Source organism: Elioraea sp., assembly GCF_022842375.1.
Taxonomy (GTDB): domain Bacteria; phylum Pseudomonadota; class Alphaproteobacteria; order Acetobacterales; family Acetobacteraceae; genus Elioraea_A.
The window spans coordinates 1-22,887 of record NZ_JALHPR010000012.1 but is presented as its reverse complement, the minus strand read 5'-3'; the positions used below and the strand labels follow the sequence as shown (position 1 = coordinate 22,887).

Sequence of the window (22,887 nt, the reverse complement as noted above, 5' to 3'; positions counted from 1 at the left end):
GCGGATCATCCAGGGAGGGAACGATGCGCGCCTATGCTGTGATCGAGAACGGCAAGCCGCTGCAGGAAATCACGCTGCCGACGCCGGAGCCGGAGGGCACCGAGGTGCTGCTCGAGGTGACGCATTGCGGCGTCTGCCACAGCGACATCCACATCTGGGAAGGCAAGTACGACCTCGGCGGCGGCAAGACGCTGTCGCTCGCCGATCGCGGCGTCACCCTGCCGCTGGCGATGGGCCACGAGATCGTCGGCCGCGTCGTGAAGCTCGGACCCGGCGCGCACGGCAAGGGCATCGTCGTCGGCGGGCAGTATGTCGTGTTCCCCTGGGTCGGCTGTGGCGCGTGCCCGGCGTGCCTGGCGGAGGAGGACAATTACTGCCCGAAGATGCGCGCGATCGGCGTGCACCGCCACGGCGGCTACGCGACACACGTGATCGCCCCCGAGCCGCGGCACCTGATTTCCTGCGAGGGCGTCGAGCCCGCGCTGGCTGCGACCTATGCGTGCTCGGGCATCACCGTCTATTCGGCGATCAACAAGGTGATGCCGCTGCCGGCCGATGAGCCGATCGTGCTGTTCGGCGCCGGCGGGCTCGGGCTTGCCGCGATCGCGGTGCTGCGCGCGATGGGCCATCGGCGGATCGTGTCGGTCGATGTCGCGGAGGCCAAGCGCGCGGCGGCACTCGCCGAAGGAGCGTCCGAGGCTGTGGATGGCTCGGGCGAGCCCGATGCGGTGGCGGCGCGCATCCTCGCTGCGACCGGTGGACCGGTTGCCGCGGCGATCGACCTCGTCGGCGCCGGCCCAACGGCCAAGGCGGGAGTGGCGATCCTGCGCAAGGGCGGGTCGTATGTCATCGTCGGTCTCTATGGCGGTGAGCTGACACTGCCGCTGCCGACGACGGTGATGCGTGCGCTCGTGGTGCGCGGCTCGCATGTCGGCAACCCGAAGGAACTGCGCGCGCTGATGGACCTCGCGCGCGCCGGCAGGCTGAAGCCGATCCCCGTGGCGACAGAGCCGCTGTCGCACGCCGACGCTGTTCTGACGCGGCTCAGGCAGGGGCGGATCGTCGGGCGCGTTGTGCTCGAGAACAGCGGGTCATTCTAGGCGGGGCCGGAACGATGGCGCGCCGCCCGCCGCCGCTGCCGGCGCTCGCAGAGGACCTTGTGCTGGCCGCGAATCAGGCCTTCTACGATGCCTTCGCCGGCCGCGACGTGGCTGCGATGGAGGCGATCTGGTCGCGCGAGAGCCCGGTCGCCTGCATCCACCCCGGCTGGAATCCACTGACCGACCGTGACGAGATCATCGCGGCGTGGACGGCGATCCTGCGCAACCCCGATGCGCCCGACGTGGTGCTCGAGAGCGCGATGGCGCTGATGCTTGGCGACACGGCGATGGTGATCTGCCACGAGCGCGTTGGCGGTGCGCTGCTCGCCTGCACCAACCTTTTCAGGCTCGAAAGCGGGATGTGGCGGATGGTGCTGCACCAGGCAGGCCCGGTGGGCGAGGAGCCGATGGCGCGGGACGAGGAGCCGCCCCCGCCCCACAGGATGCATTAGGGCAATATCCGCTTGGGTGAGTCGCAAAGCGATCCGCAAGTGGATGAAGTTGCTGGAAAAGCGAGGGCTGGACCGCGATCACCCACAGCGGATCACGGTCCAGGCGAGCGACAGCGGGAACTGTCAGCGGAGCGAGCGGTCCGGGGCGGCGAAGAGGATGTCGTCATCGACGAGGCTGTCGCGCGGCGTGGCCATTGCGACGCGAACCTGCGGCGCACGCTGAGCCTGCGTCGCTGGCGCCATGGGGCGGGCGTCGCCGGTCTCGGCAGCGACGGCGTCGGCAAGTTCGGCACCGCGGCCGACATAGCCGGCAGGCCGCGAGGCGGCACGTGCCGCGCGCTCGTCAAGGCGCGCCCGGGCCTCGGTGATCGGGGCAAGTGGCGGCGGCTGGCTGCCGTCCACCGTCCGCGGCAGCACGAAGCCGAACGTCGGATAGATGCGGCCGAACCCGTCACGGTGGCCGTGGATCTCCACGCGCACCGCGGTCCAGTCATTCCGGTCGGAGACGTCGACCATCGAGACGCCGCGCGCGACGCGCCCCTTGGGGAAGCCGGGGCCCGGCCAGTTCGCATGGTCGACCAGGATGTGGCGCGAGGAGATGACGGAGGAGACGACCGAGACATGGCCGAGCCGCATGCCGCCGGAGGAGCGGAACACGAGGACTGCGCCGTTCTCCGGCCGTGCGGCGCGCTGGTAGCGCCCTTCGGCCTGGTGCCACCACGTATGGGCATTGCCGGTGATGTCGATGCCGGAAATCTGCCGGGCGAAGGGAACGCACTGGAGCCCACCGGAGGGGATGGCCACCTGGCGTGCGGCGGCAGGCTTCACCGCCGGGCGGGAAATCTGACGCTGGCTCGCGTCCGCTGCCGCGATGGGGGCGGCGGAAAGCAGGGAAACCAACCCGAAGGCGGCAAGGAGACGGCCGCAACGATCGACGCGCATGGCTGGAGTGCTCCTGGCGACTGACTACCGACGTGTGGGGAGTGACCATGCCCCTGCCGGTGTGACAACCCGCCGCGCGCCCTGCCACTGTATTGCCGCATTGTTTCATCTGTTTCCGCTGTGCAGAAACGCTCCAAACAGGACCGCTATCCTATAACGTCGTGTTTCGGGATGTTTCGGACGAGTCGCCCGACGCCGCAAAACACCACACGATCGTAACGAAACGGGGCCCCGGCGCGATCACGCGCGGGGCCCCGCAAGTCGCTGATTATTAACGAATCGTTAAGTCACTTGCAGGCGACGACCATGATCTCGACCAGCATCGCCGGAGTCGCCAGCCGCGACTCGACACATGCCCGCGCGGGTGCCTGGCCGGGCCCGACCCACGGCGTCCACACCTCGTTCATGGCATCACGGAGCGTGATGTCCGACAGCCAGATCTGGGCGGAGAGGATGCGCGTCTTGTCCGTGCCACGCTCCTCGAGGGCAGCGTCGATCTGCGCCAGGATGTCGGCGGTCTGGCCCTTGATGTCCTTGGTCGTGTCCTTCGCGGTCATGCCGCGAAGGAAGACGAAGCCGTGATAGTCGACGGCATCGGAATAGATCTTGCCTGGGTTGATGCGCTCGATCCTGCTCATCCTGTCTCTCCCGTTCTGTGGTTGCGCGGATGGTTGCGGGCCAGGGGATACGCGGTCGTGATCGAAGCGGCAACGGGGGGATGGGTTGCCGGAAATCCGACGCGCGACGAACATGCGTCCCATGGAAAAACTCGATCGCTACACGCCGCAGGCGCTGGCCATGCTCCGCATCGTCACCGCGCTCATCTTCATCGCCCATGGCACGCAGAAGCTGTTTGGCTTCCCTGCACCACCCGCCTCCGGCCTGCCGCCGCTGCTGTCGCTGTTCGGCATCGGCGGCATGCTCGAGGTCTTCGGCGGCCTGCTGATCCTCGTCGGCCTCTTCACCCGTCCGACGGCCTTCGTGCTCAGCGGCATGATGGCGGTGGCGTACTGGATGTTCCACGCCCCGCGCAGCATCTACCCGCTGCTGAATGGCGGCGACGCGGCGATTCTCTACTGCTTCGTGTTCCTGCTGCTGGTGTTCACCGGCCCGGGGGCGTGGAGCCTGGATGGCCGCAGGCGTGGCTGATCAGAAGCGGGCGTTCTCGCCCGGCAGGAGCTGCGCGAGGCCACAGCCGCAATAGGGGCACTGGCCGAGTGTGGCGCGGAGCATGGTGATCGCTGTCTCCTCATCCGCCTCGGCGATCGCTGCGGCGAGGCGCTGGCGCAGGTCCTCGTGCAGCGTGCCGGCGGTGCAGGCCTCGGTGCGGGCGGCGAGCAGGGCGTTCGTCTCGCCGTCGGCCTGTTCCACGCGGAAGGCGCGGGCAGGGACGGCGATCGGCAGCAGGGCCGTGGCGAACAGGGGAGCGAGGAGGGAACGGCGCGTGCTCATCCCTCAGATATAGCGTCCCGCGCGCAGTTCCGCCATCACAGCGCCGTCACCCCACGGCGATCCAGCCGAGCGCCGGCTCGTTCGCCCCGCGCGCGATCGCCTCGAACACCGCCGCCGAATGGACCGCTTCGGCGAGGCTCAGCGGATAGGCAGGCCCGCCCGCGGCGGCGGCGGCGAAGGCCTCGAGCTCGGCCCGCTCGATATCGGTGGGCTCGAAGCGGATGTGCTCGTGCTTGGCCCCCTCGCGGCCGACCACGAGCTTGTCCTGCCCCCACATCTCCACCCACGCCGCGGTGCCGAACACCTGCATGCGCCAGAGCCTCGGCGTGGCGGCGAGGGTGGTGAGCGTTCCCGTCATCCCGTTCTGGAAGCGCAGCAGCATGGCGGTCGTGTCGTCGAGCCCGCTGGTGAGCGCGCGGGTGTGGGAGACGACCGTCACCGCGCTCATGCCGCCGCACAGCATCTGGAACATGTCGACCATGTGGATGCCCATGCCCGCCATGCCGCCGGCCGGGCTCTCGTTGCGATCGGCCCGCCACATGCCGGGGGTGTAGCCGAGGGCACCTGGGCCCGAGATGTTGCCCTCGATGTGGAGCAGCGTGCCGAGCTCCCCGCCCGCGATCATCGCCCGAAGCTTCTGTGCCGCCGGCAGGAAACGGCGGTTGTGGCCGAGCGCCATGATCACCCCAGCCGCCATGGTGGCGGTAACCGCCGCCTCGGCATCGGCGCGGGTCAGCGTGAAGGGCTTCTCCACGAACACGTGCTTGCCTGCCTTCGCGGCCGCGATCACCTGGGCGGCGTGCATCGAGTGCGGCGAGGCAAGCACCACCGCCTTCACCCGCGGATCGGCCAGCACCGCCTCGTATGTCGGGTGCAGCGTGATGCCCCTCTCGGCGGCATAGGCGGCGGCCTTCTCCGGCGTGCCGGTCGAGCCCGCGACGAAGCGGATCGCCTCGCTTTTCCCCTGCACGCTGTCGACCAGCACGCGCCCCCAGCGCCCCATTCCGACGATCGCCGCATCGAGCATCACGCAGTCCCCTTCATTGTCACGTCCGTTTTGGTCCAAGGCCCCGTTCGAGGGCGGCAGCGACCCGCCGCCGCCGCCGCATGCCCCAGGCGAAGGCAGGCAGGCACAGCGCGGTGAACAGCGCAACAGCGGGCCTGAGCCCGATCGCCTCGGCCAGCGCGCCGAGCGACAGCGCGCCGACCGCCGGGCACGCGCGCACGATCAGGCCCCAGATCGACATCACCCGCCCGCGCATCGCCCGATCCGACGCCGTCTGGGCCAGCGTCTGCACCGCGATGCCGTGGATCACCTGGGCCGCGGCCGAGAACGCCGCACCGACGAGCCCTATGGCGAAGATGCCGGTCGCTGCCATCAGCAGCCCCCCGGCCGCGATCGCCAGCCCGGCGACGAGGGCGACGAGGGTGAGGCCGCGCACGCCGCCGCGGAGGACGAACAGCGTTCCCGCCACCAGCGCGCCGAGGCCGGTGACGGACGTCATCATCGCCAGCCCCTCTGGCCCCTTCTGGAAGAGCCCGTCGGCAAACGCCGGCATCAGCTCCAGCATCGGGCGTGCGAACACCCCGATCACGCCCGCGAACAGCATGATCCGCCCAATTCCCGGGTGCCGCGCGACATAGCGGAACCCATCCACCATCTCGGCGATGATCGACCGCGATGGCGCGTGGCCGACCCTGTCGGCGGCGGCGACCCGGAGCAGGGGAAGGCTGAGGGTGGCGACCAGGTAGCACAGCGCGTTGATCGCGATCGGCACCGCGATCGAGGTCTCGACGATGAGCAGCCCCGCACAGGCAGGCCCCGTGAAGCGCGCGACGTTGAAGGTGAGCGAGTTCAGCGCCACGGCACCCGCGAGATCCTCCCGCGGCACGAGGCCAGGCATCAGCGATTGCCTGGCCGGCTGGGCGAAGGATTGCGCGACGCCGAGCACGAGTTCGAGCGCGATCAGCCGCGCGATCGTCGCTTCGCCTGCAGCGACCATGGCTGCGAGCGCCGTTGCCTGCACCACGACGATGAGCTGCACCGTGATGGTGAGCCTGATCCTGTCCTGCCGGTCAGCCACCGCGCCGGCGATGGGGCTGACGATGACGGCGGGGAAGAGATCGGCGAAGGCGACGACGCCGAGCCAGAAGGCGGAGCCCGAGAGGTCCCACGCCAGCCAGCCGACGGCGATGCGCTGCATCCAGAGGCCGGTCCAGGCCAGCAGCGAGCCGCCGAAGAACACGCGCCCGTTCCGCGACCGCAGGATGCGGCGGAGCGAGGCGAGGCCGGATGTTGCGGAGAGGGGCATTGGCGGAGGGCCAGCATCCTCCTGGCGCCTGTGCGCGGCAAGGGAGGAGGGGGGTCCGTTGGCCGAGGCGTCGCTGGGCGTTCCCTCTCCCGCATGCGGGAGAGGGACAGGGTGAGGGCGATGGGGATGGGCCTCGCGCGTCCCCCTCACCCTGACCCTCTCCCCCTGAGGGGGAGAGGGAACCGTGGGGCACAGTGTCGCGGAGGGGGCCCTCTCCCGCGTGCGGGAGAGGGACAGGGGGAGGGTGCCCCCGTGCGCCCCCGCTCAGCCCTCCAGCGCGTCCTTCACCCGGTGCAGCAGCGCATCGCGGGCGGCATCGTCGGGCGCTGCCTCGAGCTTCCGCCGAAGCTCGAGCAGCAGCGCCGCACGCTCGTTGTGCCAGTCACGCACCGCATGCGCCGCCGCCTGCGGCAGGCGCGGCGTGGCACCGCGCGGCCGGGCAGGCCCGATGGCCGGCAGCGCGTAGGCAGCGTCCATCTCCGGCAACTCAACCGAACCGCTCAGCCCAGCGGCAAGCCCGGTGCGCGCCTCATCCTCGCCGTGCACCAGGAACAGCCCCTGCCGCACCGGCGCGCGGGCGGCGACCCAGGCGAGCAGGTCGCGACGGTCGGCATGGCCCGAGTAGCAGTCGAGCGTGCGGATCCGGGCGCGCACCGCCACCTCCTGGCCCATGATCGTCACCTCCCGCGCGCCGTCGACCAGCAGCCTCCCGAGCGTTCCGGGCGCCTGGTAGCCGGTGAACAGCACGGTCGATTGCGGACGCCAGAGATTGTTCAGAAGGTGATGGCGGATGCGCCCCGCATCCGCCATGCCCGACGCCGACAGGATGATCAGCCCACCGGCGATGCGGTTCAGCGCCTTGCTCTCATCCACCGTCTGCGTGAAGCGGATGTTCGGGCCGGAGAGGAAGCTCTCGGCAGGCTCCGTCTCCTCGGGCAGCTCCTTCAGGTGCTTGCGGAAGGCGGCGGTGGCCCGGGTGGCGAGCGGGCTGTCGATCACCACGGGGCTGGCGGGCAGCTTGCCCTGCTCCATCATCACGTCGAGGTCGTGCAGCAATTCCTGCGTCCGCTCCACCGCGAAGGCGGGCATGATGAGGTTGCCACCGGCCGCCAACGCAGCCCGCACCTCGGCGGCCAGCAGCGCGCGGCGTTCCTCGGGGGAAGGGTCGTCACGCTCGCGATTGCCGTAGGTGCTCTCGACGACCAGCCAGTCGATTCCATGCGGCGCCTCGGCGTCATCCACGAACGCCTTGTCGCCTGGCCCGAGATCGCCCGAGACCAGCAAGGTCGCTGCCTCGCCACCCTCGCGCGGGATGGTGAGCTCGACCGAGGCGGAGCCGAGCAGGTGGCCGGCATTCCAGAACCGTGCGCGCACCCCGCCGGGAAGATCGATCCACCGCCCGTAGGGCTGTCGGGCGAACAGCGACAGGCAGGCCTCGGCATCGGCGCGGGTGTAGATCGGCGCGACGGGCGGCTTGCCGCGCGCGGCGTTGCGGCGATTCAGCCGCTCGACCTCGGTTTCCTGGATGTAGCCGCTGTCGGGCAGCATGACGGCGGCGAGATCGGCCGTCGCCGCCGTGGCGTGGACGCGGCCCTTGTATCCCTCGCGGGCGAGGCGGGGGATCAGCCCGGCATGGTCGATATGGGCGTGGGTGAGGATGACGGCGTCGATCCGCTTCGCCTCGAACGGGAAGGGGCGCCAGTTCAGCGCCTTGATCGTCTTCGGCCCCTGGAACAGGCCACAATCGATCAGGATCTCCGCACCGTTGGCGAGAATCCGGAGGCAGCTTCCCGTGACCGTTCCGGCGGCGCCGTGGAAGATGAGTGTCGGGTCCATCACGTGAGCTTAGGCGAATAGGCGAGGGGTTGGCGATGGAGGCTGGGCAGATCTTCGGGCTGGTGGCGGGGGCGATGATGCTGGTGCTGCTCTGGCCGGCCGCGCGGCGCCTCGGGGCGTCAGGCACGCCGATGCTGCGCTGGGCTGCCCTCTGGGTTGCCGCGGCAGCCGCCGTGATGCTGGTCTACGCATTCGTGCTCGAACCGATGGGCGTCGGGCTCAGGTAGGTGGCTTGCTGGTGCACCGCCTCGAGCCTGTGGCCGTCAGGGTCGATCACGAACGCGGCGTAGTAGGTCGGGCCGTAATGGGGGCGGAGGCCGGGCGGGCCGTTGCAGCGCCCGCCGGTGGCCAGCGCCGCGCGGTGGAAGGCATCGACCGCCGCACGATCCGGCGCATCGAAGGCAAGGTGGAAGCCTGGGCCTGGCGGCGTCACGGGCCCCTCCTGGCGCTTCAGCGCGAGGCGGTCATTGCCGCCTGGCGGGCCGTAGCCAGCGCCGGTCTCCGACGTCCACACCCTGACGGCGCCGAGCGGGGCGAGGGCGGCATCATAGAAGGCGATCGCACGGGCAAGGTCGGCCACCCCGAAGGAGAGGTGGCCCAGCATGGATCCCGGACCGCTACTGGCGCAGCGGGCCGGTGGCCGGGGGCACCGCCGCCGGCGCCGCGGTGCTGCCCTGTTGCGGGCGTCGCTGCGCCGCCTCCTCGTCGACACGGCGCAGGCACTCGCGCGTCAGCCGCTGGCGCTCGGCGAACTCGGCGTCGCGCGACCAGCCGGCGGTGGTGTTGGTCTCCTCCATGATCGTCCGCGCGCCGGAGCCCATCGTGTCGAGCCGCACGTTCTGGGACCGGTTGCGGTCGAGCACCAGGCTCTCTGCCTGCTGGCTGCACGAGATCTCGGCAGCACTCCGGTTGTCCTGCCGCTGGGCGCAGGCGGGGATGAGGGCGAGAAGGGCGAGCGTGGCGGCGAGGCGCATCGTGATGTTCACCGGGTGGAAGGTGGGGGGAGTGCTGCGGCGATGGTCGCCCTCAGCGCGGCATGATCGAAACGCGCATCCGCCGCAAGCGGAAACCGCGCCGCGGCACCGAGCAGGGAAGGGTGGATGTCGGTGCCATCGGCGGTGATGGCGAACAGGCCGCGCGCCCAGGCCGCCGTCGCCATCAGGTCGATCAGCGCCAGAAGCCGGAAGCACACCGCCAGCCCATAGAGGCTGTCGAGCCCGACCGTGCCATCGACGGCCGCAGCCCAGCAGCGGGCGTCGTCATCGGCAATCAGGAGTTCGGTCACCCCGCCGTCGCCGCGCTGGAACAGCACAGCGCGCGCCTCGCCCCAGGCCTCGGCCGAAGCCCTCTCGCGCGCGGCATCCCAGGCGGCGAGAAGGTCGCGGCGGGAGACGGCGGGAAGGCTCTCGGGCGGCAGCTGAACCTCGTAGCGCAGCGCGCCCGATGCCGTGCTGCCGCGTCCGGAGGTGTGAAAGCCATCATCCATGGTCGCAGCATGGCCCGTGGCCGATCGGTTCGCCACATCTTGCGGAGCAGGCCGGCGCACAGCAGGCTCTCGCCCACAGAAGCTTGACCAGAAACATGATGGGACCCAGCGATGACCGATGCCTGGCGGATGACGGCAACCGAAGCGCGCGCGGCGATCGCCGCGGGCAGGCTCACTCCGGTGGCGCTCATGGAAAGCTGCCTCGCCCGCATCGCCGAGCGCGAGCCCGACGTGCATGCCTTCGCCTGGCATGACGCGCCCCAGGCCCTTGCCCATGCCCGCCTGGCCGATGCGTCGAAGCCGCTGGGGGGCATTCCCGTCGCGGTGAAGGACGTGATCGAGACCGCCGACCAGCCGACAGGCCATGGCAGCCCCATCTGGGCCGGCTTCCGGCCGCGGGGCGATGCCGCCTGTGTCGCCTGGGCGAAGGCGGGCGGGGCGGTGGTGATCGGCAAGACGGTGACGACCGAGTTCGCCACGCGCCAGCCCGGGCTGACCCGCAACCCCGCCAACATCGCCCACACGCCTGGAGGATCCTCCTCGGGCTCGGCGGCGGCGGTCGCGGCGGGGTTCGCCCCACTCGCCTTCGGCACGCAGACGGCGGGCAGCATCATCCGCCCGGCCGCCTATTGCGGTGTCGTCGGCTACAAGCCGACCTACGGCACGATCAGCCGCATGGGCATGAAGATCATGGCCGACAGCCTTGATACCATGGGATGCATGGCGCGCTCGGTTGCCGATGTCGCACTGTTCGCGGGCACGCTATCGGGCCGTGACCTCGGCGACCCTGATCGCGGCACGGAAGCCGCGCCGCGCATCGGCCTCTGCCGTTCGCCGTCCTGGAAGACGGCGGCACCCGAGACGGTGGCGCTGATGGAGCGTGTGGCTGGCTTGCTGGCCAAGGCGGGGGCGAAGGTGAGCGACCGTGAGCTGCCCGATCGCTTCGCCGCGCTGGAACAGGCGCATCCGGTCATCATGAACATGGAAAGTGCCCGCTCGATCGGCTGGGAGCTCACGACGCAACGCCACCTCGTATCTGCCGGCTTGCGCGAGAAGCTCGAGCCGTTGCTGGAGGAGCCCGGCGAGCTGCTCGATGGGGCGCTCGCCGTCGCAAAGGGCTGCATCGAGGCGTTTCCAGCAGCGATGGAGGGGCTCGACATCCTCGTCACGCCCTCGGGCCCCGGCGAGGCGCCCGAGGGCATCGGCTGGACCGGCGATGCGGCCTTCAACTACATCTGGACGACGCTGCGCGTGCCCTGCGTGACTGTTCCGGCAGGGACGGGGCCGAAGGGGCTGCCCTTGGGTATCCAGATCGTGGGCCGGATGGGCGATGACCGCGCCGTGCTCGCCTGGGCACGCTGGGTGCAGAACGCGGTCTCCTGACGCAAGGGTCGTTGCCGTCGCGGGCGGCGAGCAGGTCGCGGCCGGCCTCGAGCAGCGCGAGGCGGCCACGGAGGTCGAGGCCGCGCGGGTCGATATGGTCGAGGCCAGGCACCACGTGCAGTACCGCGCGCTCGCCCAACAGCGCGGCAAGGCGTGCGCTCTCGCTCCATGGGATCACGGGATCGGCCTCGCCGTGGACGAGGATGGCGCAGGGGCGGAAGCCTGCGAGGCGGGCGGGGGTGAGCGTCAGGGTTTCGAGCGTCGCCTGCATGTCGTTGGGCAAAGCGTTGATCCGGCTTTGGATCATGTCCGGGTCGCGCGTCTCGGCGAGGGTGAGCACGGCGCGGCCTGGCGGGCTCAGCCGTGCCGCGAGTGACGGGCGGTCCCGCCCGGTCAAGCGGTCGCGGGCGATCGCGGCCAGCAGCGCGCGGTCACCGCCATCGGGCAGGGTTGCCGCCACCGCGAGCAGGAAGCCCCAGAGCGCGGCGGGTGACGCGCTGCCCTGCCGCCAGGCCTCTCCCGGCAGGCGGTAGGCATTGGTCGCAAGCCAGGTGATGACCGCCTCGGTGTCCTGGTAGGCACCGAGGGTGGCGACGAATGAGAGGCGCGCACCGACCTCTGGGCGGGCTGCGGCCAGCAGCGCAGGGCCCGCGGCGTAGCTGATCGCGGCCAACCCGGCAGGCCCTGGCCCCTCGGGCAGCGCATCGATCGCGGCGGCAACGATCGCGGCATCGGACGCATCCGCCCGAAGCCGCCGTGCTGCCGGCAGATCGGGCACGAGAACCAGGAACCGCGCCCGGGCGAGGCTTTGCGCGAGCGGCACCAGGCGCGGATCGCGCCGCCCATCCTCGGACAGGCCAGGCAGCAGCACGAGGCGGGCGAGCGGCGCCTGGCCCGGCACCCAGAGATCGGCCTCCGTCCCTGGCACGTGGGCGGTGTGCAGCACGGGCGGGGGCGTCTCCGCCTTCAGCGCGCTCGGGCCGGGGCCTGCCTCGATGTCGGTGAGCAGCCGGCCCGCCTCGCCGCCGCAGCCGGCGAGCAGGCTCAGCGCGAGAAGGAGGCGACGCATTCGAGATGCGCCGACCACAGGAACTGGTCGACCGGCACGGCACTGTCGAGCGCGAAGCCTGCCTCGTGCAGGATCTTCGCATCGCGCGCCAAGGCATTGGGGTTGCACGATACATAGACGATGCGCTTCACCGGTCCGGCCGCGAGAAGGGCCACCTGCGCCGCCGCGCCCTCGCGCGGCGGGTCAAGCACCACGGCATCGAGGCCCTTCTGTTCGGCAGGCTGGAGCGGCCGCATCACGAGGTCACGTGCCTCCGCCACCACGCGGCCGGAGAGGCCGGCGCCGTTCGCCCCCTTCCCCAGCGCCGCGACGGCCGCTGCATCACCTTCCGCCGCCAGCATGCGAAAGCGGGCGGCGAGGGGGAAGGTGAGCGTGCCGCAGCCGGCATAGAGATCGGCCACGCGGGCGCCGTCGCGAAGCCCCGCGAGCGCTGCCATCACGGCGGCGACGATGGCCGCCTCGCCCGCCTCCGTCGCCTGCAGGAACGCGCCGGGGGGAAGCGGAACGGTGGCAGCACCGAAGCGGATCGTCGGCTGCGCCAGCACGGCGATTGGTTCCGCCGTTTCGCCGGCGCGGGACCAGGAGAGGCGCGAGAGCCCCGCCTCGCGCGCGAAGGCGGCGAGAGCGGTGCGGGCTGGGCCATCGGGCTCACGGTCCGTCACCAGCCAGAGATCGACGCCCTCAGGTGCGAGGGTGAGGATGGCGGAGCCTTCGCGCGACAGCATCGGCACGCGCGCGGCAAGGCCACGCAGCGCCTCGGCGGCGGCGAGCAGGGCAGGGTGCAGCACCAGGCAGCCGGGGATGTCCACGACGGCACCCGATCCGCGGCCGTGGAACCCGACGGTGACGCGCCCGCCCTCGCGGCGAAGTGCCAGGTCGGCCCGCCGCCGCGTGCCGGGCGGGCTGCGAACGAGGGGGCCGACCGCTGCGTCAGGGTAGCCGGCGCGGGACAGCGCGGCTTCGGCAAGTCCGCGTTTCCAGGTGGCATAAAGGGCATCGCCCATGTGCTGCACCGAACAGCCGCCGCATCCAGCCGCGTGCGGGCAGGGCGGAGCGACGCGATCGGGCGAGGGGGAGGTGACGGTGACCAGCCTGGCCGCGACGCCATCGCCACGGCGGATGCCTGGGATGGCCGTCACCGTCTCGCCCGCCAGCGCGCCGGCGACGTAGGCCATGCGCCCGTCCGGCAGCGTGCCGATCCCGTCACCGCCAGCGCCGAGGCGCGTGAGGGCGAGCGTCACGGCATCGGCGGCGGCGGGCTGGGCGGCGGGGCGGCTGTTCCGCCGCGGCGCGCGCGGCAATCCCCGGGGCGCGCTAATCTGCCGCGCCGAACGCGGCGATCCCGGTCTGGGCGCGGCCGAGGATCAGCGCGTGGATGTCGTGCGTTCCTTCGTAGGTGTTCACCGTCTCTAGGTTCATCACGTGGCGGATCACGTGGTACTCGTCGACGATGCCGTTGCCGCCATGCATGTCGCGGCTCATCCGGGCGATGTCGAGCGACTTGCCACAGTTGTTGCGCTTGAGCAGCGAGATCATCTCGGGTGCCGCACGCCCCTCGTCCATCAGCCGGCCGAGGCGCAGCACGCTCTGCAGGCCGAGGGTGATCTCGGTCTGCATGTCGGCGAGCTTCTTCTGGACCAGCTGCGTTGCCGCGAGCGGCCGGCCGAACATCTTCCGCTCCAGCGTGTAGGACCGTGCCTGGTGCCAGCAGAACTCCGCCGCACCCAGCACGCCCCAGGAGATGCCGTAGCGGGCGTTGTTCAGGCACGAGAACGGGCCCTTCAGCCCCTTCACGTTCGGCAGCATGTTCTCGGCCGGCACGAACACGTCCTGCATCATGATCATGCCGGTGACGGAGGCCCTTAAGGAGAACTTGCCCTCGATCTTGGGCGCCGTCAGGCCCGCCATGCCCTTCTCGAGGATGTAGCCGCGGATCTCGCCCGCATCGTCCTTCGCCCAGATGATGAACACGTCCGCGATCGGCGAGTTGCTGATCCAGGTCTTCGACCCGTTCAGCACGAACCCGCCATCGACAGCCTTGGCCCGCGTGCGCATGCCGGCCGGGTCGGAGCCGGCGTCGGGCTCGGTCAGGCCGAAGCAGCCGACCCATTCGCCCGTGCGCAGCTTCGGCAGGAACTTGTCCTTCTGCGCTTCGGAACCGAAGGCGTAGATCGGGTACATCACGAGGGATGACTGGACGGAGAAGGCGCTGCGGTAGCCGCTGTCCACCCGCTCGACCTCGCGCGAGATGAGCCCGTAGGCGACGTAGGAGACCCCGGCGCAGCCATGGCTGTCGAGCGTGGCGCCGAGGAAGCCCATCTCGCCGAACTCGTTCATGATCTCGCGGTCGAACCGCTCATGGCGGTTGGCCTCGAGGATGCGGGGGAAGAGTTTCTCCTGGCAGTACTGGTGCGCGGCGTCGCGGATCATCCGCTCGTCCTCGGAGAGCTGGTCCTCGAGGAGGAGGGCGTCATCCCAGGTGAACTTGCCCCAGCCGCGCTTCTTGGTGGGCGTTGCCTGGCTGATCGGCTGCACGACGTTCATGGCGGGTCTCCCGTTCCTCCGGTGTGATATCGCCGCGAGGGGGCCATGAGCAAGGGTGGGGGGCGCGCCTCAGGCCAGCAGGAAATCCGCCGCCGTCCAGAAGTGGCCGTTGGCGGCCGTCACGGTCGTCGTTCCGAAGGTGAAGCTCGCCCCGGCGATCACTGGCCCGCCGCCGCCCTCCAGCACCACCTTGTCACCCTGGATGGTCGAGAAGTCGGTGATGATGTCGGTTCCATCGTCGGAATCGAACAGGAAGCGGTCAGCGCCGAGACCGCCCGTCAGCACGTCATCGCCATCACCGCCGGTCAGGCTGTCGTTGCGGATGCCACCGACCAGGGCGTCGTTCCCCGCGCCACCATCGGCCACCAGCCGAACATCGGTCGCGATCACGGTGTCCTCACCCTCGCCGAGGTCGACATCCAGCACCGAGAACCGGCCGTCGTAATTCCGGTTCCACAACGGCCCGTTCGCGGGGCTCGCATTGTCGGCCAGCAGCGCCTCGTCCAGCGTCGAGCGTGCGACCGTGGTCGCCGTCACCACGTCGTCACCGGTGCCGCTGCCAACACGCAGCGTGTTGTTCCAGAGGCCCTCGTTGCTGTGGAAGATGACGCTGATCGTGTCGTCCCCGCCAGCCGTCAGGATCTCGCCGCGCTTGGCGCCGATTGCGGTGACGATCAGGTCGGTCGTGCCGGCATTGTCGAGGTCGAGCCGCACATCGACGAAGTTCGCCGCCGTGATGGTCTGCCCCAGCGCGGCGCTCCAGGCATCGAGCATGGTGAAGGCGTTCTTGACGCTGTTCCAGACGCCCGTCGCCTCGATCAGGAAGGCGCCGTTGGCCAGGCTGGTGGCGATGCCCTGCGTGGTGGCCGGGCCGGCCGGGCCCTGGCCCAGGCCCTGGCTGCCGTTGCTGAAGCTGAACCCGGGCGGGATCGGCACGGGACCTGTCTCGACCATGTCCGTCACGGTGATGGTGAAGGCACGGTCCAGCACGCCGCCCTGGCCATCGCTCACGCGCACGGTCACGGGCAGCGTTGGCGTCGCCTCGAAGTCGATCGGGCCGTTGACGCGAAGTTCGTTGCCAAGGATGGCGAAGGGGCCTGGCGTGCCGACCAGGCTGAAGGCCAGCACGTCGCCATCGACATCGGCCGCCGACAGCGCGCCGATCACGGTTCCCACCGCGCTGTTCTCCGCGATCGATGCCGCCGACAGGGAGAGGCCGGTGGGTGCGTCGTTGACCGGCGTGATGGTGACCACGATGGCGCCGCTGTCTGACAGGCCCCCCGCGTCGGTCGCTGTCCATGCGATCCGCGCCTCGCCGTTGAAGTCCGCCATCGGCAGGAAGCTGCCGAAGCCGCTGACGGGGTCGAAGCCACCGAGGGTACCGCCGACCACGCTGGTGACCGCATAGGACACCACGTTGTCCTCGGCATCGGCTGTCAGGCTGGCGAGGCTGAACAGCAGGCTGGGAAAATCCTCGGTCTCCGTCCGCGCAAGGTCGCCGGCGACGGGTGCGGTGTTCGCGGGAGGGCCCACGGTGACCGTCACGGTGGCGAGATCGCTGAACAGCACGCCGTCGAAGATGCGGTAGCTGAACGTATCGGTGCCGACGAAGTCGGCCGGCGGGGTGTAGGTGAAGCTGCCATCGGTCACCATCGCGACCGTGCCGCCGGCGGCGCTGACCGGATCGAACTGCGCGGCGATGATCGCATCGCCGTTCGGGTCGCTGTCATTCGCGAGCAGGCCTGGGCCGGCGACCGTGAGCGTCTCGTTCACCGCGGTAGTGAACACGTCGGCGATGGCGATCGGCGAGCCCTCGATCACCTCCACCGTCACGGTGGCGAGTTCGCTGAAAGCGACACCGTCGAAGATGCGGCAGGTGAACGTGTCAGTGCCCGAGAAGCCAGCGGGCGGGGTGTAAGTGAAGCTGCCGTCGGTCACCATCGTGACGACGCCGCCGGCGGCGCTCACGGGGTCAAACTGGGCGGCGATGATCGCATCGCCATCCGCGTCGGTGTCGTTGGCGAGAAGCCCGGGGCCGGCGACCGTGAGCACGCGGCCTTCCTGCACGCCGAAGCTGTCGGCCACGGCGACGGGTGCGGCGTTGACCACCGCGACCGTGACGGTCGCGAGATCGCTGAACAGCACGCCGTCGAAGATGCGGTAAGTGAAGGTATCGGTGCCGACGAAGTCGGCCGGCGGGGTGTAGGTGAAGCTGCCATCGGTCACCATCGCGACCGTGCCGCCGGCGGCGCTGACCGGATCGAACTGCGCGGCAATGATCGCATCGCCGTTCGGGTCGCTGTCATTCGCGAGCAGGCCTGGGCCACTCACCACCAGGGTCTGGTTCGGCCGCACCGAGAACGCATCGGCGACGGCAATGGGAGAGCCTTCGGCCACCTCCACCGTCACGGTGGCGAGTGCGCTGAAGGCGACGCCGTCGAAGATGCGATAGGTGAACGTGTCAGTGCCCGAGAAGCCAGCGGGCGGGGTGTAGGTGAAGCTGCCGTCGGTCACCATCGTGACCGCCCCGCCTTCGACACTCACCGCGTCGAATTGCGCCGCGATGATCGCTTCGCCGTCAGGATCGCTGTCATTGCCGAGTACGCCGGGGCCAGCCACGCTGAGCACCCGGCCTTCCTGCACGCTGAAGCTGTCGGGCAGCGCCACCGGCGCGTCGTTCACCGGTGCGATGTCGATGATGTACGTCGCACTGTCGGACTGTCCGTCGGCGTCGGTCACCGTCCAGTCGATCCGCGCCTCGCCGTTGAAGTCGGGGGTGGGGAGGAACGAGCCGAAGCCGCTGATCGGATCGAAGCCGCCGATGGTGCCGCCGACGACGGTGGTGATCGACCAGCCGGTGACGTTGTCATCCGGGTCGGTGGTCAGGGAGGCCAGGCTGAACAGCAGGCCCAGGAAGTCCTCGACCTGGTTGATGGTGAAGTCGCTGGCCACGGGTGCGGTGGACACGTCGTCATTGAAGATGATCGCGGTGACAGGTGTTGCGTCGACCGTGCCGAAGCTCGCCGAGACCAGCGCGACCGAGATCGTCTCGTCGTTCTCGAACAGCGCATCCTCGACGGAGGACAGCGAGAACGGGACGAAATCCACCCCCTCGGGGATGGTGATCGTGAAGGTGCCGAAACCGCCGGCCATGTCGCCCGCCGAGGCGGGCGTCCCGACCGTGCCGGGGCCGACCGCGTAGGTGATCATCGCCGCACCCGCGGCACCGCTCACACGCTCGATCCCGAAGGCGATGCCCCCGCCCTCAAGCTCGACATTCTCGGTCACCCGCAGGGTGAAGGCAGGCGGCGGCAGGTCGTCATTGAAGATGATCGCCGTGATGGGCGTGGCATCGACCGTGCCGAGGCTGGTCACGGCGAGGAAGACCGAGAGTGTCTCGTCAGGCTCGAACTCCGCATCGGGCACGATCGCGAGGGAGAACGCGGCGAAGACCTGCCCCGCGGCGAAGGTGACCGGGATGCCGTTGAAGGCCGTGACCAGGTCATAGCCGTCAATCGGGTTTGCGCCGGTTTCCGTCACGCCAACAAGCACGGTGGCGGCGGCGAGATCGCTGGCCGGGTCACGCTGGACCCTGAAGGCGATGAAGCCGCCATTCCCGGCGCCCGTGCCCTCGGGCATCACGTTCTCGGCCAGCCGCAGCGTGAAGACGGGCGGCGGCAGGTCATCATTGAAGATGATCGCGGTGACGGGCGTCGGATCGACCGTGCCGACGTTCACCGCGACCAGGGAGACAGAGATCGTCTCGTCAGGCTCGAACACCGTATCCGGCGCACCGAACAGCGAGAACCTGGCGAAATCCTGCCCCTCCGGAATGGCGATCGTGAAGGTGCCGAAGCCGCCAAGGAGATCGTCAGCGGTCGCCGGGTTGGTCGTGCCCGGCCCGACCGCGTATTGGATCGTCGCCGCGCTGGAGGCGCCGCTGACACGGGTGATCGCGAAGGCGATGGGCCCACCCTCGGGCTCGACGTTCTCGATCACTGACAGGCGGAAGAGCGGCTGCGGTGGGGGTGGCGGCGGTGGTCCTCCCTGCTGGAAGGTCACGACCTGCCATCCGCTGGCGCTGCCGCCGGCCGCGGTCGTGTCGAAGGCGAGGACGTTGAACTGGTAGCTGTCCAACGTCCGGTTCGGATCGAGATCGAAGGTGAAGCCGTCCAGCCTGGTCCTGCCGTTGCCGATGTCAACGCCGCTGTCGTCCACCTGGATCAGCGCATTCGCGTTGATCTGCGCGATCGCACCGGTGCCGGCGAACGTATCGTCGCCGAGGATTTCCGCGGCGGTGACGGTGACGCTGGTCGCACCAACCGGGATGGTGATGACGGTATCCGCCAGCACCGGCTGCGGGATGATGACGTTGAGCGTGATGAGCCCGGTCGCGGTCCGCCCCAGCGGGTCGACCACGATGTAGGCGTAGGTGTCGGAGCCGGTGAAGTTGTCCTTGAATTCGAAGCCGAAGCGGGTGTCTGAGCGCGAGGTCCCGCCCTCAAATTGGATCGAACGAATTGCCAGGTTTTCGACCTGCGGGGTGGTATCCCGCGGGGAACTCGCCACGACGACGGTGCCGGGCATCACCAGGTCATTGGCCAGCAATTCGCGTGAGTAGATCTCGCCGAAGCCGGGGACGCCGCCCTCGAAGATGGTCCTGCCGTCGCTGTTGATGCCCCAGTTCAGCGTTTCGTTGACCGCCACCGGCGCGGGCGGTGCCGCGGTGAGGAAGCTGATCGTGCTCGGCAGGCTGCGGGCTTCGAAGGGCTGGTCGGCGAGCGTGTAGGTGAGCACGAAGTCGCCGGCGTAGCCTGCGGGGAAATCGAGCTCGACCCTGTCAGCGAAGGTCTGGAACGTCACGCCGCCCGGATTGGCGGGGCCGCTGACCGCGACGATGACGGGAAGCCCCCCATTGTCGTAGTCGAAATTGCCGAAATGTCCCCTGATCTCGTCGAAGCTGATCGTGAAGCTGCTGCCCGGCGCGACGACGCGCGCGATCGCCGATGTGACGGGCGGGCTGTTGCTGAGCTCGACCTCGACCGACGCGCGGTCAGGCGAGCCGGCGATCGCGTACTCGAAATAGGCGAAGTCGCGGTAGAACGCCGGGAAGTCGATCACAACGCCCCCGCGGCCCGGGTCGTCCACGATGGTGCCGCCGAAGAGATACGCGTTGGAGATACCGGCGAACACCGCGCCAGCGCCGTCATTGGCCAGCAGGCTGGCATAGGGGATGAACGTTTGGCCGCCGAATGACCCGATGATTCGGTCATCCACCGCAGCGACCGGGGAGATGGTGACGGTCGCCTTACTGCTCTGGTCAGTGAATGATGTGCCCGAGAGCGTCATCTCGGTGCGGTAGCGGAACATGACATCGCCGGTCAGCGGGGTGGCAAGATCGACCACCAGCAGCCCAAAGGAATAGAGCGTGGGGTCGAAGCCGGCATCGCTGATCGCCACGGCATCGAGCAGCGCCGTGGCATTGCCGGCAGCGGCGTCGAAGGTGACCGTGATGCCGGTGAGGTCCTGCGCGCCGCCGTCCGGGTCATAGTCATTTCGCAGGAGGTCGCGCAGGTCGATGAGCACCTGCAATGTGCCCTGCGCCGCACCTACGGTATCGCTGAGCGCGATCGGCTTGCGGCCGACGCCATCGGCGGAAGAGCCGTGGAAAAGCGCGGCGAAGTCGGCAACGGTCAGCGGCACGGCGCCGCTGGCAAACTGCTCCCCCGTCACGCCGAATGCGACCAGCTCGACGTCGTACACCGAGGCGTTCACGCCGCCCGGGCCGGTCACCGTCGTACCGATGGCGTTGTCGAACAGGTAGTCCGACGGGACGCCAGGCAGGGTGAGCGTGTCGGTGCCCGGCCCTCCGGCCACAAGGTCCACGCCGAAGGGGGATGCGGGGCCAGGGTCCAGGATGTCGTCGCCGGGACCGCCGCTCAGGACATCATCGCCGCCGCCGCCGACCAGCACGTCGTCGCCGGTGATCGTGGGTCCGTAGAGGGGGGCGATGTCGAAGTCATCGCCGATCAGCGTGTCACTGCCGTCATTGCCGATCAGCGTGTCGTTGCCGTCGCCACCGATGACGACGTCGTCGCTGGCACCTGCGACGAGGGTATCGTCGCCGGCCTCGCCCCTCAACTCGTCGCCGTCATCGGTCGCGTCGGGCAGGCCGTTGATGCTGCCGCCCAACGCAGCAGTGCGGACGATGTCATCATCCGGCGTGCCGATGATCAGTGCCACGAAATGTTCCCCGTCGACCCGTGCCGCGTCGGCCCTGGGGGGCGCTCACCCTCGGACGGGAGAACGAAACCTAATGTAGCGTTAACGCCGGAATCAACTGGCGATTTTCCTGCGGCTGCGTGTCTTGCCGCTGTGGTTGCTACCTGCGCGCGTGCAATGACGCGGGCAGTCTCACCGCACAATCACATTCCGGAACTGCCACGAATCCTCGGCATCGATGTCCTCCGCAAACAGCCCCGGCCTGCCCGTCAGCGGCGTCCAGTCGGTGTAGGCGCCCACCACCGGGCCGAGATAGGGCATCTGCACCTCGAGGCAGCGCTGCCAGTCGATTTCGTCGGCGTCCACCACCCCGGCGCGGGGGTTCTCGATCGCCCAGACCATGCCGGCGAGAACGGCCGAGGTCACCTGCAGCCCCGTCGCGTTCTGGTACGGCGCAAGCCTGCGCGCCTCGTCCACCGAAAGCTGGCTGCCGAACCAGTAGGCGTTCTTCGCGTGGCCGTAGAGCAGCACGCCAAGCTCGTCGATGCCGTCTGTGATCTCGTCGTTCATCAGGCGGATGCGGCTCTGGCGTTCGTACGCACGCCCCTCGAACTCGTGCAGCGACAGCACCGTGTCATCCGACGGGTGGTAGGCGTAGTGGCAGGTGGGCCGGTACACGACCTGGCCGTTCTCGCGCAGCGTCAGGTAGTCGGCGATCGAGATCGCCTCGTTGTGCGTGATCAGCCAGCCGATCTGCGGCCCCGCCGTCGGCACCCAGCTGCGCACACGCGTGGCACAGCCGGGGCGGGTGAGGTAGATCGCGGCGTCGCAGCCGAACTCGTGCCGCCGGCCCTCGGGCGGCAGCGCCTTCTCGTGCGTGCCGAAGCCGAGCTCCGCCGGCTGCATGCCCTCGGACAGGAACCCCTCGATCGACCAGGTGTTGACGAACTCGTCCTGCTCCTTCGGGCGGTTCGCGCGCTGGGTGTCACGCTCGGCGATATGGATGCCCTTCACGCCGAGGCGGTGCGCGAGCGCCGCCCAGCCTTCGCGCGTCGCGGGTGCTGCACCGCCTTGCCCGAGATCGGCCGCGAGGTTGACCAGCGCCTGCTTGACGAAGTGGCTCACCATGCCTGGGTTCGCGCCATGCGCGACCAGCGCCGTGGGATCATTCGCGCCAGGCCGGGCGATCGCGCGCGCACTCTCGCGCAGCGCGTAGTTGGTCCGCTGGCTCATGCTGAGCGAGGGGTCGGTGTAGCCGCCGGGCCAGGGCTCGATGCAGGTGTCGATGTAGAGGGCGCCCCACTCGCGGCAGAGCTCGACCAGCGCGATCGAGGACACCTCGACCGAGAGGTTCACCAGGAACCCGCCACCCTTCAGCAACGGCTCGAGCTCGGAACGGAGATTGTCGCGGGTGAGCGCGAGCTTGCGGAAGGCGATGCCCTCCTGCTCCGCGATCGCGCGCGCGCTGTCATCGGGGTCGATGATCAGCATCCGGTCGCGCGGCGCATCGATGTGGCGGAGGATCAGCGGCAGCGTGCCGCGGCCGATCGAGCCGAAGCCGATCATGATGATCGGGCCCGCGAAACGGGCATGGGTTGTCCATTCGGCCATGACGGTCTCCTTCGAACGAGCCCTGGGAACTGGTGGTGGGCGGGGACGGTGAGGCGGGAGCGGCAGCGCTGCTATGCTGCCGCGTCCTCGGTCTCCGACAGGGTGGCGCGGGTTGCCCGCCGCGGCAGGCGCATGAAGTCGGGCATGAACTCGCCGAACCCGACGGTGCGGTCATTCTCCTCGGCCGGCTCGCGGCGCGGGCGGCGATCGCCTCGCGCCGGTTCGGAACGCGCCGGTTCGGAACGCGCCGGTTCGGAACGCGGTTCGGCTGGCACGACCTCGGCGCGCTGGGGGGCGCGGCGCGGTGGGCGGGGCGCGCGTGCCGGTGCCAGTGCCGGTGCAGGTGCAGGTGCAGGTGCCGGTGCAGGTGCCGATGCACCCTCTGACACCGAATCCGCGGCGACGGGCACGGCGACGGGCGCGGCACCGAGATCCGCCTCGGCAACTGCCGCGGCGGCGGGTGCGGCCTCGCGGCGGC

At 69.8% G+C, this 22,887-nt stretch carries 18 protein-coding genes and 1 pseudogene; 5 read left to right on the top strand and 14 right to left on the bottom strand.

All coding sequences use genetic code 11. From position 1 onward, the window contains the following. Positions 1 to 23: 23 nt before the first annotated feature. Together Q0C38_RS11890 and Q0C38_RS11885 are read left to right on the top strand one after the other, a co-directional pair. Complete coding sequence (locus tag Q0C38_RS11890) at positions 24 to 1,100, top strand: alcohol dehydrogenase (RefSeq protein WP_291297312.1); 1,077 nt, start codon at positions 24 to 26, stop codon at positions 1,098 to 1,100. Positions 1,101 to 1,114: 14 nt separating this feature from the next. After that, positions 1,115 to 1,552, top strand: coding sequence for a nuclear transport factor 2 family protein (locus Q0C38_RS11885; RefSeq protein ID WP_291297311.1), 438 nt, complete (start codon positions 1,115 to 1,117; stop codon positions 1,550 to 1,552). A gap of 123 nt (positions 1,553 to 1,675) precedes the next feature. Here the strand turns inward: Q0C38_RS11885 and Q0C38_RS11880 are convergent, their stop codons facing one another. Both Q0C38_RS11880 and Q0C38_RS11875 read right to left on the bottom strand, forming a co-directional pair. Continuing rightward, positions 1,676 to 2,494 carry a CHAP domain-containing protein gene (locus tag Q0C38_RS11880; RefSeq protein WP_291297310.1) on the bottom strand — a complete coding sequence of 273 codons (819 nt, stop codon included), beginning with the start codon at positions 2,492 to 2,494 and terminating at the stop codon, positions 1,676 to 1,678. Positions 2,495 to 2,781: 287 nt separating this feature from the next. Continuing rightward, a complete protein-coding gene (locus Q0C38_RS11875; protein ID WP_291297309.1) occupies positions 2,782 to 3,132 on the bottom strand; it encodes a RidA family protein in 351 nt (116 codons plus the stop codon). 121 nt (positions 3,133 to 3,253) lie between these two features. Here Q0C38_RS11875 and Q0C38_RS11870 point away from each other — a divergent pair, with 121 nt between their 5' ends. Then, positions 3,254 to 3,643 (top strand): DoxX family protein, encoded by a 390-nt coding sequence (locus tag Q0C38_RS11870; RefSeq protein ID WP_291297308.1) that lies wholly within the window; start codon positions 3,254 to 3,256, stop codon positions 3,641 to 3,643. Here Q0C38_RS11870 and Q0C38_RS11865 read toward each other — a convergent pair whose 3' ends face one another. The 4 genes from Q0C38_RS11865 to Q0C38_RS11850 all read right to left on the bottom strand — a co-directional run bounded on the left by Q0C38_RS11865 (position 3,644) and on the right by Q0C38_RS11850 (position 8,094). Beyond that, positions 3,644 to 3,946 carry a hypothetical protein gene (locus tag Q0C38_RS11865; RefSeq protein WP_291297307.1) on the bottom strand — a complete coding sequence of 101 codons (303 nt, stop codon included), beginning with the start codon at positions 3,944 to 3,946 and terminating at the stop codon, positions 3,644 to 3,646. A 46-nt stretch (positions 3,947 to 3,992) separates the two neighbouring features. Next, complete coding sequence (locus tag Q0C38_RS11860; RefSeq protein ID WP_291297306.1) at positions 3,993 to 4,973, bottom strand: Gfo/Idh/MocA family protein; 981 nt, start codon at positions 4,971 to 4,973, stop codon at positions 3,993 to 3,995. Positions 4,974 to 4,992: 19 nt separating this feature from the next. Continuing rightward, on the bottom strand, positions 4,993 to 6,258 hold the full coding sequence (locus Q0C38_RS11855) for an MFS transporter (protein ID WP_291297305.1): 1,266 nt from the start codon (positions 6,256 to 6,258) through the stop codon (positions 4,993 to 4,995). 264 nt (positions 6,259 to 6,522) lie between these two features. Then, entirely contained in the window at positions 6,523 to 8,094 is a 1,572-nt protein-coding gene (locus Q0C38_RS11850) for an MBL fold metallo-hydrolase RNA specificity domain-containing protein (protein ID WP_291297304.1), read from the bottom strand. A 35-nt stretch (positions 8,095 to 8,129) separates the two neighbouring features. On the opposite strand from Q0C38_RS11850, the gene Q0C38_RS11845 reads away from it, so the two are divergent. Continuing rightward, positions 8,130 to 8,321 (top strand): hypothetical protein, encoded by a 192-nt coding sequence (locus tag Q0C38_RS11845; RefSeq protein ID WP_291297303.1) that lies wholly within the window; start codon positions 8,130 to 8,132, stop codon positions 8,319 to 8,321. Here the strand turns inward: Q0C38_RS11845 and Q0C38_RS11840 are convergent. Genes Q0C38_RS11840 through Q0C38_RS11830 form a run of 3 tightly spaced genes read right to left on the bottom strand, consistent with a single transcriptional unit; the run spans position 8,279 to position 9,580 of the window. Beyond that, on the bottom strand, positions 8,279 to 8,698 hold the full coding sequence (locus tag Q0C38_RS11840; RefSeq protein WP_291297302.1) for a VOC family protein: 420 nt from the start codon (positions 8,696 to 8,698) through the stop codon (positions 8,279 to 8,281). The genes Q0C38_RS11845 and Q0C38_RS11840 overlap by 43 nt on opposite strands. A gap of 13 nt (positions 8,699 to 8,711) precedes the next feature. Next, positions 8,712 to 9,080: a hypothetical protein gene (locus tag Q0C38_RS11835; RefSeq protein ID WP_291297301.1), complete on the bottom strand. Its 369-nt coding sequence runs from the start codon at positions 9,078 to 9,080 to the stop codon at positions 8,712 to 8,714. Beyond that, a complete protein-coding gene (locus Q0C38_RS11830) occupies positions 9,077 to 9,580 on the bottom strand; it encodes a hypothetical protein (protein WP_291297300.1) in 504 nt (167 codons plus the stop codon). Before Q0C38_RS11830 ends, Q0C38_RS11835 begins: the two co-directional genes overlap by 4 nt. A gap of 111 nt (positions 9,581 to 9,691) precedes the next feature. Here Q0C38_RS11830 and Q0C38_RS11825 point away from each other — a divergent pair, with 111 nt between their 5' ends. Next, entirely contained in the window at positions 9,692 to 10,963 is a 1,272-nt protein-coding gene (locus tag Q0C38_RS11825) for an amidase (protein ID WP_291297299.1), read from the top strand. Between the two features lie 1,044 nt (positions 10,964 to 12,007). On the opposite strand, the gene Q0C38_RS11820 is transcribed toward Q0C38_RS11825, so the two are convergent. From Q0C38_RS11820 to Q0C38_RS11800, 5 genes and pseudogenes are all read right to left on the bottom strand, one after another. After that, positions 12,008 to 13,333: a class I SAM-dependent RNA methyltransferase gene (locus Q0C38_RS11820; protein ID WP_291297298.1), complete on the bottom strand. Its 1,326-nt coding sequence runs from the start codon at positions 13,331 to 13,333 to the stop codon at positions 12,008 to 12,010. Positions 13,334 to 13,346: 13 nt separating this feature from the next. Beyond that, positions 13,347 to 14,576: an acyl-CoA dehydrogenase gene (locus tag Q0C38_RS11815; RefSeq protein WP_291297297.1), complete on the bottom strand. Its 1,230-nt coding sequence runs from the start codon at positions 14,574 to 14,576 to the stop codon at positions 13,347 to 13,349. 69 nt (positions 14,577 to 14,645) lie between these two features. Continuing rightward, entirely contained in the window at positions 14,646 to 20,819 is a 6,174-nt protein-coding gene (locus Q0C38_RS11810; protein WP_291297296.1) for an Ig-like domain-containing protein, read from the bottom strand. Between the two features lie 171 nt (positions 20,820 to 20,990). Next, positions 20,991 to 22,409 (bottom strand): homospermidine synthase, encoded by a 1,419-nt coding sequence (locus Q0C38_RS11805; protein ID WP_291297295.1) that lies wholly within the window; start codon positions 22,407 to 22,409, stop codon positions 20,991 to 20,993. A 71-nt stretch (positions 22,410 to 22,480) separates the two neighbouring features. After that, positions 22,481 to 22,887: pseudogene (locus tag Q0C38_RS11800) on the bottom strand (hypothetical protein); the annotation flags it as partial.